Genomic DNA, 12,724 nt, shown 5'->3' with positions numbered 1-12,724 from the left:
AAAAGATTCACCGGCCGGGCGCAAGAACGCATCTGAACGCACGCATCGCGTTTTGTTTTCGGCTGTCAATAGCGGGCGCGTGTCAATAAGGAACAGCAAATAACCGGCTAACGTCAGCAAAGGACAGCAAACGATGACCACCCACTGCCAGGAGGCGCAGGAACTCCTCAACGCGCTCGACGCGAAGCTCGCCAAGGCGGCCGAGCGGCAGGGGGTGTCGCTGACATGGACCGCAGCCGAGCAACACACCCTCGAGATCCTCGCGGACACAATCGACCGCCGCACCGCTCTGACCAGAGCTTTTGATGGCGCCTCGGAGGCGAAAGTCCAGGTGAAACTATCCACCGAGATCCGGCAACTAGACCGGCTGGTGGTTCAGCTTCTGGCGAAGGTCGAGGTAGCGGCCCCGAAGCAGCCGGAATCGCTGCGCACCATGAAAGCCCGCGAGGCCGCGAACGCCAGGTGGGGAAAGCATGCCTGAGCTGCTCGAAGCACCGGGCAGCGCCGGGGCGGTCGTCATCGAGGGCGCCTACGCCGTGCTGGTTCGGCGGGAGGCGCAGCACCAGACCGAGGTTGACCCAAGGCTCCTACTTTCCGACCAAAAAGGCTTCTACCAGCAGAAACAGGCGGCAGTAGCGGGCTCTGAATTCGCCGAGATGGAGCTTTTTGCCGCTGGGCGCCCGCTCACCGCGCCGGCGTGGATGTTCGGCGGCAATTCGCTGCCGCTGCCGGCGCAGCTACGGCCCACGTTCAGCGGCGAGGGCCGCGTTTCTGACGAGTTTGAGGTCCGCCCCGATGATTCGGTGCGGCCCGTAGGGAAGGTTTGAGAAATGAGTACGTTGACCTGCGGAAACACCCCAGGCGAGTGGGTTGAAGGTGTCGCGGAGATCGTCGCTGAGAGCCGCGACACGATCGTGGTGCTGTGCCCGTACTGCGGGCAGCGGCACCAGCATGGCGAACATGTCCGGGGCAGCAACGCGGTGCTGGCTGGTTGTCACGCCGGCCGCGGCCGTTGCCGCACGTATGCGGTTCCTGGTGAGCCGCGCCGGCGTCGACCGCGGTGGGCCGAATGAAGCGCTGGTGGCGGTGGTCGACGCAGCGGCGCGTGGCCGCCCTCGAGGAGCGGGTCGCGGCGTTGGAGGCCGGGAGGCCGCGGATTGTGCAAGTGGGTGGCTATCAGGCAGAACACCAGCGCACCGGCGCTGGATCAGGTTTTCGGACCTGCTAGAAGATGACAGGCCCGGCGCTAGCCGTGGGAACGTATAGGGGCTCGGCCCACTCAGGGCGTGACTCATGGTCCACTCTCACGCGCCACCTGAAGCCGTTCCCCGGAGGCAGCGGCAGCCCGTTTTGAAACTGCATGAGTATCTGAGCTTTAGGCCGGACAGCATCGTTCGGGATATTGGCGCCCGGAAGTGCGAGCGGATTTAGCTTCTCTGATGTGCCGACTCGCAGGGGGCCGGGCTGGCCTGGTAAGTGCACAAGCTGACCTTCGTCGTTTTCGAGCATTAGCTCGACTGCGGGGCTATCGCCGATACATTTTGGATCGAAAGACGCGATCGCAACGACGCTGAAAGGAGCTGTCGTTCCTGAAGCCGGGTTGAATCCTAGGATCGATATGCCGCCGCCCACGATCGTGATCTTGCCGAGTGGGTCGACGATCGCGTAGTCGGCAAGGAGTATCCGCACGTGTGCGGACTCGGATGCTTCGCTCATGCAGTCAGGCAGGGAACCGACTCGGCGACCGGGAGCACGATAGGCACGCCGACCGTTTTCGTCTGGGTCACATAGGCGAAGGTTGGCGTCAACTCGGGCGGCGGTGGCGGGCTGTCCTCCCATTGCATGCATAAGAAAGCGAACCGGCCGTCGGTGGATAGATGATCCACGACACCGACAAACTCCATTTCTTCGGCGGGGTCGAACGCTACAACCTCATCGCCTTCGTGCAGGGGAGCGTTTGCCCGCGCTTGATTCGCCCTGATCAAGCCGTCTTTTACCGTAGTGCTGAAGTCGACCTTTACGCGCTTCAATTCGACCTCTCCCTCTTGCCGCCGGCCGGGTTGGCTACCGGCTCGCCGAAGCAGTTAATGAACGTTTGTAGCGTGGATCCTTGCACCGGCTCCGCCAACACGACGTGGTGGTGTGTGAATCTCTGCCCATTCGATACATCCAGTATTGGCTCAAAGCCTTGGTCCCGCAACCGGCCAACTGTCGTGACCTGCACTTTTGAGTGTACAACTTCGCTCTCAGCGCATAGTTCGTTGAGGGTCATGCCGTCAGTAGCGTCTGTGCGCCTGACGTCGCAGAAAACCGAGATCACCGCACCGTCGCCGTCCTCGATCGCCTCATTTACCTTTTCCGTCAGCGTCTCGACGTCTCGCACCTTTCCAGCCCTGATTACCAGGGCATCGGAGTGCAACGGCATGAGTGAAATGTACCGATGGCGGCGCATAGCCGACCTCGAGGCACGGGTGGCGCGTTGGGAGGCTGGGCGGCCGGTCATTGTGGTTCACCGGTTCAGACGTAGTGAGCGGCGGCCGCTTCGGGGGCAGAATCTTGCCTATGACCACCCCCGATACTCGCCCTGTGTCACAGCAGCTAGTGGGGCGATTTGTGACCTTTTCGGCGCCCGCGGGGATGGGAGAGCTGCTATTTTTCGTTTACCCTTAATGACATCGAAGACGATCGGTAGGAGGAGGCCGCAGATGACCAGGGCAGAGTTTCGTACCCACGTCGCTGCTTGGCGCGCTCTACCTGCCGAGGAGAAGACGTGGCGCCGCCGCGCGACTGTCGTCGACGAGGTTGTGGGATCGATGCGCATGGAGCGTGAGCCTGTCAGCGCGGCTTGGGAGCAGCGCGCGCGCGCAGCTCAGCGCGCGCGCCTTGCACGGTAGCCGCACGACTGAGGATCGATGTCTGAAGTCGATTCGACGGAGCCGAGGTTTGAGACACCCGATGGCGTCAAGAGCTACTCCGAAATCAGCGACCTAATAGCAGACCGGCTCAGCGCGTTAGCGGACGACATCCAAGCTGGTCACTACGGCGATCGGATGTTGAGCGTTGATCTGATCCGCGATTTTCACGCCGCGTTCCTTGCCGATATCGTCCCCGGTATCGCCGGGGTATGGCGTGACAAGCCGGTGTCGGTGGGCAACCACATTCCGCCTGACCACTGGCACATCGACCGCCTGATGCGCGAGTTCTTCGATGGTCTTGGCGCGCGGGTGCATTACGCCGGGGACGACCCGGACTTGCAGGTAGAGGCATTGGCGTTCGCCGAAGCAAAGGTGTTGAACATCCACCCATTTGCCGACTTCAACGGCCGTGCGGTGCGTTTGTTGGCGCTTGAGTTGGTGCGCCGCTTTGATCTGCCAGTGATCCGCTCTTGGGTGGAATTGGGTACACCCCAAAGCGCCGCGTATAAGGAGGCTCTCGTCGCGTTCGACCTCCACGGGGTTGTTGAACCGATGAAGCAGTTCTGGCTCGATAACCGTTTCGAGTGAACGATTTTCGCGAATCCAACTCGGTCGGCTGGCGTTAGCGTTATCTGCCAAGGACAATGGCCCCCGTGATGAAAGGGAGCTGGCGATGACCGAACCGCACGTACTCGAGCAGCGAATCGAGGAACTTAAACGTCAGCTCGAGGCTCTGGACCGCCGCGTGAAAAGCCTCGAAGACGACCGGGAAAGCGCCCGGCGAGCAATGAACTCCGCCGGATTCCGGTAGCCGTTCGCGACCCGGTGCCGCCCCGGGAGGTTAGCACCCGCCGTTTAGTTGGGCGGCGAGCTGGATTGCGATGTCGCGCCAGCCGTCCGCGCGTTCCCGCAACTGGGGGATCTGCTGGCGGGGCGACGACGAGCAGCAGTGTCGCGCACACCGCGCAGGCGATGAGCCGCAATGACTGCGAGTTGGACTGCTGGGGTCATCTGGTTCTCCGTGACGCAATGGGGTTGGGGTCGTTGCGCCCGATGTTGGCACGCCGCGCCCGGTCTGGGGGCGCTTATCGGGCAAACGTGGCGAAAATCGTTGCGGGAGCCCGGAAAGGGGAAGCGCCCCGCCGATGTCGACGGGGCGCTGTGCCGTGATGGGCTATCCGGGTGGCGCCGGTGGTGGTGCCGCGCACATCTGCTGCAAGAAAAATCGGTACATGGCGGCGCCGACCGGGTTCTGTACATCGAGGCGCGGATCCGCGGGGATCAGCTGCCCGTTGCATTGCACATACCCCGGCGGTGTTGGGGTGGGCGGCGGTGGTGCCGGGTCGGCGTGCGCGGCTGGGCATCCCAGCCACACCGCCACTGCGACCGCGACGGCGGTCAGCGCGGCCCTCACCGGGCACCGTCCCCGAACCAGACGAAGCCGGCGGTGATGGCTGCGGCGATGAGTCCGCAGATGATCAGGAACGCGGCGTAGTTGAACACCGCGCCCCATGACGCTGGTACCGGGTGGTCCTCCTGGTCGGGGTTGTCGTCGGCCCAGGCCAACGCTGGGGTGTCCTGCGCTTGGGTGGGCAGCATGTCGGTCGGGTTAGCCGCGGCCCCGACAGCGGTGTCCGATGCGTGGTTGTCGGTCATCGCTTCCCGCCCAGGTATTGGCCGAGAAGGATTGCGCCCCACAGCACGGCGGTGAACACGCCCGCGAGAAGACCGGCGACTACCCCAACCTCGGCGGCGCCGACATAGGCCACGGCCAAGGTCACCGCGGCGGCCGCGGCGATACGTTCCAGCCAGCTCCGGTTACTCACAAGGCACCGCCCAGCGCATTTCCCGCCGGGTGCTTCGACATGGCTGCTGCGATCGCCTCACGGTGGTCGTCAAGCAGCGGGTAGAGCGGGAAGCCGTCGAGGTGGTCGATCAGGCTGGCGCAGGAGCGGGCCGCGGCTGCGAGGTCGGCGTACAGGACAGCGCAGCGTTGCGTTGCCAGGCTTTCGGGATCACCGGCGACGATGAGCCGGTCGGTGTTGGTGATGAGCCGCAGCGCGTGACGCAGATGCTGCAAGGCGTGGGTGAGCGCGGTGTGGGCCTCGGTTGGGGTTGTGTTGTTGGGCACGATGATTCCCTCCATGTTCGGGGTTAGTTCGGGGATGCGTAGGCGGTTCCGTCCGCAGTTCGTCCGCAGTAGTTTTCAAAACAGTTCACGCTTGCCAACATTGGCAACGCTGTGACCTGCGATTTCCCTACGCTGTAAACACAGCTAACGGTTGCGAACGCTCAGGACGTAATTCGCGCTGTACTACGACGTTTAAGGACGTCTGAGTCGGCTTGACGAAACCACCCGCGCGGTTCTGTTGCCGCGCGGGTGGTTTCGTTTTCGGCCGCCGCGACTGCATCCGCGGCGAGTTCCGCCGCCGAAACCTGCCCCGTGGGCAGCGCCCGCTGCGGCGACCTATTTGGCGTCGGTGACGACGACGACCTGACGGATGAACGTGTCCTCTAAGGCGGAGTGGAGGAGAAAGTCGGCGACGTTTCCGCGAGAGGTTGAGGGGAGCATCGGCAACGTCGTGACGTCATCGAGCGCCCTCGCGGTGTAACGGCCGCCGACCCCGTCGTTCAATGCCCCGGGGTATTCGAGGGTCCATTTCAGGCCGCTGGCTTTCAAGAGCACTTCGGACGCAGCTTTGTCTTCGTACTTCTTGCGCAGCGCCGTGCGAAATATCAGGCCGGCGAGAAACGATGCCTTGGCCAGGGAGTCGCCGACTCCGAATGCGGACACGATCACAAACCGGTCAACACCCGATGTTTGGCGGACGCGATGACGGCGCGGACAGTGTCCGTGATCAGCGTCGGGGTTTGGCGGACGTTTTTGACTCCGAGTGCGCTGATGACCGCGTCGTGCCCTCGGGCTGCTGTTGCGATGACGGCGGCGTCGGTGACGTCGCCGCCGACGACGTGGGCGCGCGGGTCAACGGTGGCGTCGGCCCGCCGAACGAGGGCGGTGACCTGGTGACCCTGGTCGAGGGCCTTCGTGACGAAGAGACGGCCGGTGCGGCCGGTTGCTCCAAGGACAAGAAACTTCACAAAATTTTCGCTTTCTCTAGAACGGATGAAACGGATGAAAGGGCGTGATGGTGAGCGGGGCCCGCCTCGCGGTAGCCACCCCTCCATCGCCGGGTAACTCGTCAGGAACGTTGACTACTATCGTCCATGCTCTCGGCTAATGTCAAGATTCCATAACAGATTAGGACCAAGCCGACGTCTATGGTAGTCAATGATATTTACTAATCTGATGGTCGGAGGCCATGCCCGCAACAGCGGCATGTAGCAAGTCACCCAGGTGATGCAGGGCCGCCGAGCGCAGTAGCGGTGGACGTAGGGTGTGAATTTCGTTGGACCACGTGGGCGATGGAGCCGAGGGCAGCATGAACGACGAGCAGCGGATTGATCTAGGGGTGTCGTTGTTCATCCCGTACCGGTACACCGAAGACCGGATTTTCCGGGCGCTCCAGGATGCCGGATTCGACGACTGGACCCTTGCCCAGTGCCGCGTGTTCCAGCGCATCGCCCCGGACGGTTCGCGCCTCACAGACCTCGCCGAACAGGCGCAAATGAGCAAGCAGAGCGCGGGCGTCCTGGTCGATCAACTCGAACGCTTGGGCTATGTCCGCCGGGTCCCCGACCCCGCGGATGGCCGCGCCCGATTGATCGTCATCGAGCAACGTGGCCGGCGCGCGGTCGCGGTAGCCACGGCAACTCTCGACGAGATCCACTCGGAGTGGAAGGCCTACCTGGGTACCCGCAACTTCACACTGCTGCAGCAGATCTTGGATCAGCTCCGCGAGATCACCGACCCCTACGCACGGTAAACCCGCCGCAAAGCAGGTGTCTCCTACCCGTCGAGTGACAGGTCCTTCCGGAAGCGCTGCATGCCGTCGATCTTGTCGTCGAGGCTGGCGTCGGGCCCGGCGTAGAACATCCACGGCATCGTGATGATGCCGGTGATGCCGCCGGCCTCCGCGCGCCGATAATCGGCGGTGGTGAACGCGTCGGTCAGCGGGGTCAACACAGTGAAATCGTCCATGGACAAACCGTTTTCGGCCCGCATCTCCCGCAGCCGGCCGATGGCATCGAGCGCCCGCTGGGTGTTGATCAGATCCCCGATCCAGCCGTCGTTGCGGGCGGCACGGCGCAGCGCGATCTCGCTGAGTCCCCCGACGTACACCGGGATCGGCGGCGGGGTGGGCTGCATCTCGAGGCGCGGCGCGGTATAGAACTCACCCTCGAACTCCGTCCAGCCCGGCGACCACAGCGCCCGCATCAGCCCGATCATTTCGTCGGTGCGTTTGCCACGGGCCTCGAATCGCTCACCCATCAACGCGAATTCCTCGCGGCACCAGCCCACGCCGATGCCCAGCTCCACCCGGCCCGACGCCAAAACCGCCGCGGTACCAATGGCTTTCGCCGCCGAATACGGGTTGCGCATCGCGGGAATGTAGACGGTGTTGACGAAGCGCAACCGCGTGGTGACCTGGGCGAGCGCGCCGACGAGCACCCACGGGTCGGGCCAGTCGGTGAACGGCTGCCAGCGCCGTTCCCCATCCTTGGTGTACGGGTACGGCGTGTCCAGCGTCTCGAGGTTGACGACGTGGTCGGGAATGCCGATCCCGTCGTAGCCGAGTTCGTCGGCGGCCTTGGCCAGCTCGATGATTTCGCGGGTGTTCAAAAAGGCGCTGCTGATGTAGAACTTCACTGCTCCTCCGCCGCCCACGCCGGCTCGATGAAGACGCCGTCGGCCTCGACGGTGACGCCATTGGAATCCGAAATGGTGCCGCGCGCAAAGACTTTGCGGCCCTCCTTGCCGTCGACCCACGCCTCACAACGAAGCGGGCCCAGCGGCGTGCCGCGCAGATACTTCACGGTGATGGTCCCGGTGAACCGCGCCTTGGACAGGCCCTCGCTGGCCGCCTCGCCGAGCATGTGGTCGAGCACCAGGGCGCTGACGCCCCCGTGCACCAGCTTGGGCGGGCCCTCGTAGGCCGAGCCGAGAACGAACTCGCTCCAGCAGCGCCCGTCGCCCTCGTGGTGCACGACGATCGGCGGGGCGATGGGGTTGCACACGCCAATCGCGGCGTTGCCCAACGGCAGCGGGCGGCCGTCGACGCGGTAGCTCACCCCGATCGGGCGGGTGCGTTCCCGCAGCGATGCGGTGACGGCCTCGATCGCGCGCCGGGCCTCGGCGACGACGTCGTCGTCGGCCTCGGTGCGGATGGTCGCGTCGACGAGCTCGCGGACCGCATCGGCCAACGGTGCATACAGCGCGGTCACGCGATCGGCTTCCGTCGCGCTGAGCACCTCGAATATGGCGTCCAACGCGCCGGCCTCCTGACTCAACTTCCAAACACCTTGCGCACGACGGCCTTTGCGCGTCGCGTCACCCGTAAATAGTTGTCCAAGAATTCGCCGCCCTCGTCGGTCGGCCAGCCCGCGGCCACGGCGACCGCGTTCAGCTGGCGTCCGTGGCCCGGCAGCTGGTCGGTGGGCTTACCCCGGACCAGCACCAGCGCGTTGCGGGCCCGGGTGGCCGTCAGCCAGGCCTGCCGCAGCAGCTCCACCTCGTCGGCGGGCACCAGGTCGGCCTCGGCGATCGCGTCCAGGCACGCCAGCGTCGACGTGGTGTGCAGCGCGGGGATCTCGTGGGCGTGCCGCAGCTGCAGCAGCTGCACGGTCCATTCGATGTCGGCCAGTCCCCCGCGGCCCAGCTTGGTATGCGTGTTCGGGTCGGCGCCGCGCGGCAGCCGCTCGGCGTCGACGCGGGCCTTGATGCGGCGGATCTCGCGCATCGCCTCCGACGACATCCCGTCGGGTGGATAGCGCGTCTTGTCGGCCATCAGCAGGAACCGCTGCCCCAGCTCCGCGTCGCCGGCGACCGCGTGCGCGCGCAGCAGCGCCTGAACCTCCCACGGCTGCGCCCACTGCCCGTAGTAGGCGGCGTAGGAGGCCAGGGTGCGCACCAGCGGACCGTTGCGGCCCTCGGGCCGCAGGTTGGCGTCGACCTCCAGCGGTGGGTCGACGCTGGGCGTTCCCAGCAGCGTCCGGACCTGCTCGGCGACCGTCGTCGCCCAGCGCACGGCGACGGAATCCTCGACGCCAGAAGCCGGTTCGCACACGAACATCACGTCGGCGTCCGAGCCGTAGCCCAGTTCGGCGCCGCCCAGCCGGCCCATGCCGATGACGGCGATGGCCGCCGGCGCCTTACCGTCCGCGGGAAGGTTCGTCCGGATCATCGCGTCCAGCGCGGCCTGCAGCACGGCCACCCACACCGAGGTCAGCGCCTTGCACACGTCGACGACCTCGAGCATGCCGAGCAGGTCGGCCGACGCCACCCGGGCCAGCTCGCGGCGGCGCAGGGTGCGCGCCCCGGCGATCGCCCGCACCGGGTCGGAATAGCGGGCGGCCGAGGCCACCAGCGCGCGGGCCACCGCGGCGGGCTCGGTCTCCAGCAGGTGCGGGCCGCTCGGCCCGTCGCCGTAGTCCTGGATGACCCGGGGCGCGCGCATCAACAGGTCCGGCACGTACGCCGAGGTCCCCAGCACGTGCATGAGCCGGCGGGCGACGGCGGGCTTGTCGCGCAGGGTGGCCAGATACCAGCTTTCCCCGGACAGCGCCTCGGACAGCCGCCGGTAGGCCAGTAGCCCGCCGTCGGGGTCGGGCGTGTACGACATCCAGTTCAGCAGCCTGGGCAGCAGCACCGACTGCACCCGCCCGCGCCGGCCGCTGAGGTTGACCAGCGCCGACATGTGCTTCAGAGCGGACTGCGGGCCCTCGTAGCCCAGGGCGGCCAGCTGACGCTCGGCGGCCTCGGACGTCATGCCGTGCGCGATCTCCAGCCCGGCCGGGCCGATCGATTCCAGCAGCGGTTGGTAGAAGAGCTTGGCGTGCAGCTGTGACACCCGCAGGTTCTGGTGCCGCAGCTCCTCGCGCAGCACCCCGGCCGCGTCGTGGCGACCGTCGGGCCGGACGTGGGCGGCCCGCGCCAGCCAGCGCACCGCCTCCTCGTCGTCGGGCTCGGGCAGCAGGTGGGTCCGCTTGAGCCGCTGCAGCTGCAGCCGGTGCTCGAGCAGGCGGAGGAACTCGTAGGAGGCGGTGAGGTTCGCGGCGTCCTCGCGCCCGATGTAGCCGCCCTGGCCGAGCGCGGTCAGCGCGTCCACCGTCGACGCCACGTGCAGCGACTCGTCGCTGCGCCCGTGCACCAACTGCAGGAGCTGCACGGCGAATTCGACGTCGCGCAGCCCGCCGCTGCCGAGCTTGATCTCGCGGCCGCGGACCTCGGCGGGCACCAGCTGCTCGACGCGCCGCCGCATCGCCTGCACCTCGACCACGAAGTCCTCACGCTCGCAGGCGACCCAGACCATCGGCATCAGCGCGTCCAGGTAGCGCTGTCCGAGCTCCGCGTCGCCCACCGCCGCGCGCGCCTTCAGCAGCGCCTGGAACTCCCAGGTTTTCGCCCACCGCTGGTAGTAGGCGATGTGCGACTCGACGGTGCGGACCAGCTCGCCGCTGCGGCCCTCCGGCCGCAACCCGGCGTCGACCTGAAAGAACGCCTCGGAGGCCAGCCGCATCATCTCGCTGGCCACCCGGGTGGTGAGGGTGTCGGCGTGCTCGGCGACGAAGATGACGTCGACGTCGCTGACGTAGTTCAGTTCGCGGGCACCGCATTTGCCCATCGCGATGACCGCCAGCCGCGGCGGCGTCTTGTCGCCGCACACGGTGCTCTCGGCCACCCGCAACGCGGCGGCCAGCGCGGCGTCGGCCAGGTCCGACAGGTGGGCGGCCACCACGGTGAACGGCACCACCGGTTCGTCCTCGACGGTGGCGGCCAGGTCCAGCGCGGCCAGCACCAGCAGCTGATCGCGATACAGGGTGCGCAGGCGCACCATCGCCGAACCGGGGTCGGCCAGCGCCTCCTCGACGCACTCGGTGAACTTCGTGCGCAGCTGGTCGTGGGTGGACAGGGTGACGTTGCCGCGCAAGAGTTTCCAGGACTGCGGCTGGGCGATCAGGTGATCCCCGAGGGCCAGCGACGCGCCGAGCACACCGAACAGGCGCCCGCGCAGGGGGCGCTCGGTGAGCAGGGCGGCGTTGAGCTCGTCCCACCCGGCGTCCGGGTTCTCGGCCAGCCGCACCAGGGCGAGCAGGGCGGCGTCGGGGTCCGCGGCGCGCGACAGCGACCACAGCAGGTCGACGTGGGCCTGGTCGTCGTGGTCGTGCCAGCCCAGTTGCGCTATGCGTTCGGCCGCTTGCGGATCGACCAACCCGAGCCGGCCCACGCTGGGCAGCCGGGGTCGCTGCGTCGCGGGTTTGGTCACGACCACGACGGTATCGCAACCCGCCGATCTTCAGGCGCGGGCGGCGCATGAAACCGCTACAGCGACAGGTAGGTGCTCAGTTCGTACGGGGTGACGTGGCTGCGGTAGTTCGCCCACTCGGTGCGCTTGTTGCGCAGGAAGAAGTCAAAGACGTGCTCCCCCAAGGTTTCCGCGACCAGCTCGGAGGACTCCATGGCACGCAGCGCGCTGTCCAGGCTGGTGGGCAGCTCGCGGTATCCCATCGCCTGGCGCTCGGCGGGCGTCAGGTCCCACACGTTGTCCTCGGCCTGCGGCCCCAGCACGTAGCCCTTCTCCACCCCGCGCAGCCCGGCGGCCAGCAGCACGGCGAACGTCAGGTACGGGTTGCAGGCCGAGTCGGGGCTGCGGACCTCGACGCGCCGCGACGACGTCTTGTGCGGGGTGTACATGGGCACCCGCACCAGCGCGGAGCGGTTGGCCGCGCCCCAGGACGCGGCGGTCGGCGCCTCGCCGCCACCCACCAGTCGCTTGTAGGAGTTGACCCATTGGTTGGTGACGGCGCTGATCTCCGAGGCGTGCTCGAGGACCCCGGCGATGAAGGACTTGCCCACATCGGACAGTTGCAGCGGGTCGTCGGGGCTGTGGAACGCGTTGACGTCGCCCTCGAACAGGCTCATGTGGGTGTGCATCGCGGAGCCGGGGTGCTGCCCGAACGGCTTGGGCATGAAGGACGCGCGGGCGCCGTTCTCGATCGCCACCTCCTTGATGACGTAGCGGAACGTCATCACGTTGTCGGCCATCGACAGCGCGTCGGCGAAGCGCAGGTCGATCTCCTGCTGTCCGGGCGCGCCCTCGTGGTGGCTGAATTCCACCGAGATGCCCATGAACTCCAGCGCCTCGATCGCGTGGCGGCGGAAGTTCGAGGCGGAGTCGTGGATCGCCTGATCGAAGTAGCCGGCGTTGTCGACCGGGACCGGCGGCGTCCCGTCGTCGGCGCCGGCCTTGAGCAGGAAGAATTCGATCTCGGGATGCACGTAGCAGGAAAATCCCAGGTCGTTGGCCTTCTGCAGCTGGCGGCGCAGCACGTGCCGCGGGTCCGCCCAGGACGGCGAGCCGTCCGGCATCGTGATGTCGCAGAACATCCGCGCCGAGTGGTGGTGACCGTTGGGCGACGCCCACGGCAGCACCTGGAAGGTGGACGGGTCGGGGTTGGCCACGGTGTCGGACTCCGAGACCCGCGAGAAGCCCTCGATCGAGGATCCGTCGAAGCCGATGCCCTCCTCGAAGGCGCCCTCGAGTTCGGCCGGGGCGATGGCGACCGACTTGAGGAAGCCGAGCACATCGGTGAACCACAGCCGAACGAAGCGGATGTCTCGTTCCTCGAGCGTGCGCAGCACGAATTCCTTCTGACGATCCATAACTCGAACAGTATGCAACGGCTGTTAA

At 66.5% G+C, this 12,724-nt stretch carries 18 protein-coding genes; 5 read left to right on the top strand and 13 right to left on the bottom strand.

Annotated elements, in window-relative coordinates; translation table 11 throughout:
* Positions 1-133: 133 nt before the first annotated feature.
* The gene (locus tag W7S_RS10480) at positions 134-481 is read left to right on the top strand and encodes a hypothetical protein (protein ID WP_008256000.1); all 348 of its coding nucleotides are present in this window, start codon (positions 134-136) and stop codon (positions 479-481) included.
* Positions 474-827, top strand: coding sequence for a hypothetical protein (locus W7S_RS10475; RefSeq protein WP_008255998.1), 354 nt, complete (start codon positions 474-476; stop codon positions 825-827). The genes W7S_RS10480 and W7S_RS10475 overlap by 8 nt, the downstream gene beginning before the upstream one ends.
* A gap of 397 nt (positions 828-1,224) precedes the next feature.
* Here W7S_RS10475 and W7S_RS26840 read toward each other — a convergent pair whose 3' ends face one another.
* From W7S_RS26840 to W7S_RS10465, 3 genes are read right to left on the bottom strand one after another with little or no spacing between them, the layout of a single operon-like run.
* Positions 1,225-1,716: a hypothetical protein gene (locus W7S_RS26840; RefSeq protein WP_136244400.1), complete on the bottom strand. Its 492-nt coding sequence runs from the start codon at positions 1,714-1,716 to the stop codon at positions 1,225-1,227.
* Positions 1,713-2,030, bottom strand: a complete 318-nt coding sequence (locus W7S_RS10470; RefSeq protein ID WP_008255997.1) for a hypothetical protein — start codon at positions 2,028-2,030, stop codon at positions 1,713-1,715. Before W7S_RS10470 ends, W7S_RS26840 begins: the two co-directional genes overlap by 4 nt.
* A complete protein-coding gene (locus W7S_RS10465; RefSeq protein WP_232525835.1) occupies positions 2,027-2,425 on the bottom strand; it encodes a hypothetical protein in 399 nt (132 codons plus the stop codon). Before W7S_RS10465 ends, W7S_RS10470 begins: the two co-directional genes overlap by 4 nt.
* Before the next feature lie 487 nt (positions 2,426-2,912).
* On the opposite strand from W7S_RS10465, the gene W7S_RS10460 reads away from it, so the two are divergent.
* Both W7S_RS10460 and W7S_RS27140 read left to right on the top strand, forming a co-directional pair.
* Positions 2,913-3,503, top strand: a complete 591-nt coding sequence (locus tag W7S_RS10460) for a Fic family protein (RefSeq protein ID WP_008255993.1) — start codon at positions 2,913-2,915, stop codon at positions 3,501-3,503.
* An 85-nt stretch (positions 3,504-3,588) separates the two neighbouring features.
* Complete coding sequence (locus W7S_RS27140; protein ID WP_008255991.1) at positions 3,589-3,726, top strand: hypothetical protein; 138 nt, start codon at positions 3,589-3,591, stop codon at positions 3,724-3,726.
* A 363-nt stretch (positions 3,727-4,089) separates the two neighbouring features.
* Here the strand turns inward: W7S_RS27140 and W7S_RS26070 are convergent, their stop codons facing one another.
* From W7S_RS26070 to W7S_RS27800, 6 genes are all read right to left on the bottom strand, one after another.
* Positions 4,090-4,329 (bottom strand): hypothetical protein, encoded by a 240-nt coding sequence (locus tag W7S_RS26070; RefSeq protein WP_008255989.1) that lies wholly within the window; start codon positions 4,327-4,329, stop codon positions 4,090-4,092.
* The gene (locus W7S_RS10455; protein ID WP_008255987.1) at positions 4,326-4,571 is read right to left on the bottom strand and encodes a hypothetical protein; all 246 of its coding nucleotides are present in this window, start codon (positions 4,569-4,571) and stop codon (positions 4,326-4,328) included. Before W7S_RS10455 ends, W7S_RS26070 begins: the two co-directional genes overlap by 4 nt.
* Entirely contained in the window at positions 4,568-4,741 is a 174-nt protein-coding gene (locus W7S_RS27135; protein WP_020822294.1) for a hypothetical protein, read from the bottom strand. Before W7S_RS27135 ends, W7S_RS10455 begins: the two co-directional genes overlap by 4 nt.
* Complete coding sequence (locus tag W7S_RS10450) at positions 4,738-5,046, bottom strand: hypothetical protein (protein ID WP_232525834.1); 309 nt, start codon at positions 5,044-5,046, stop codon at positions 4,738-4,740. The genes W7S_RS27135 and W7S_RS10450 overlap by 4 nt, the downstream gene beginning before the upstream one ends.
* 336 nt (positions 5,047-5,382) lie before the next feature.
* Complete coding sequence (locus W7S_RS27805; protein WP_020822293.1) at positions 5,383-5,715, bottom strand: NAD(P)H-binding protein; 333 nt, start codon at positions 5,713-5,715, stop codon at positions 5,383-5,385.
* A complete protein-coding gene (locus W7S_RS27800; protein ID WP_020822292.1) occupies positions 5,712-6,014 on the bottom strand; it encodes an NAD(P)-dependent oxidoreductase in 303 nt (100 codons plus the stop codon). The genes W7S_RS27805 and W7S_RS27800 overlap by 4 nt, the downstream gene beginning before the upstream one ends.
* A gap of 341 nt (positions 6,015-6,355) precedes the next feature.
* Here W7S_RS27800 and W7S_RS10440 point away from each other — a divergent pair, with 341 nt between their 5' ends.
* Positions 6,356-6,799: a MarR family winged helix-turn-helix transcriptional regulator gene (locus W7S_RS10440; protein ID WP_008255975.1), complete on the top strand. Its 444-nt coding sequence runs from the start codon at positions 6,356-6,358 to the stop codon at positions 6,797-6,799.
* A 23-nt stretch (positions 6,800-6,822) separates the two neighbouring features.
* On the opposite strand, the gene W7S_RS10435 is transcribed toward W7S_RS10440, so the two are convergent.
* Genes W7S_RS10435 through glnA form a run of 4 tightly spaced genes read right to left on the bottom strand, consistent with a single transcriptional unit; the run spans position 6,823 to position 12,696 of the window.
* A complete protein-coding gene (locus tag W7S_RS10435) occupies positions 6,823-7,683 on the bottom strand; it encodes a TIGR03619 family F420-dependent LLM class oxidoreductase (RefSeq protein ID WP_008255973.1) in 861 nt (286 codons plus the stop codon).
* On the bottom strand, positions 7,680-8,324 hold the full coding sequence (locus W7S_RS10430; protein WP_008255971.1) for a PaaI family thioesterase: 645 nt from the start codon (positions 8,322-8,324) through the stop codon (positions 7,680-7,682). The genes W7S_RS10435 and W7S_RS10430 overlap by 4 nt, the downstream gene beginning before the upstream one ends.
* Complete coding sequence (locus tag W7S_RS10425; RefSeq protein WP_008255969.1) at positions 8,321-11,305, bottom strand: bifunctional [glutamine synthetase] adenylyltransferase/[glutamine synthetase]-adenylyl-L-tyrosine phosphorylase; 2,985 nt, start codon at positions 11,303-11,305, stop codon at positions 8,321-8,323. Before W7S_RS10425 ends, W7S_RS10430 begins: the two co-directional genes overlap by 4 nt.
* Positions 11,306-11,355: 50 nt before the next feature.
* Entirely contained in the window at positions 11,356-12,696 is a 1,341-nt protein-coding gene (glnA, locus tag W7S_RS10420; protein WP_008255967.1) for a type I glutamate--ammonia ligase, read from the bottom strand.
* Positions 12,697-12,724: the final 28 nt, after the last annotated feature.

Origin of the sequence: Mycobacterium sp. MOTT36Y (assembly GCF_000262165.1) — a bacterium.
Taxonomy (GTDB): Bacteria; Actinomycetota; Actinomycetes; order Mycobacteriales; family Mycobacteriaceae; genus Mycobacterium; species Mycobacterium intracellulare.
The sequence above is the reverse complement of the archived record's forward strand: the minus strand, read 5'-3'. Positions and strand labels throughout refer to the sequence as shown.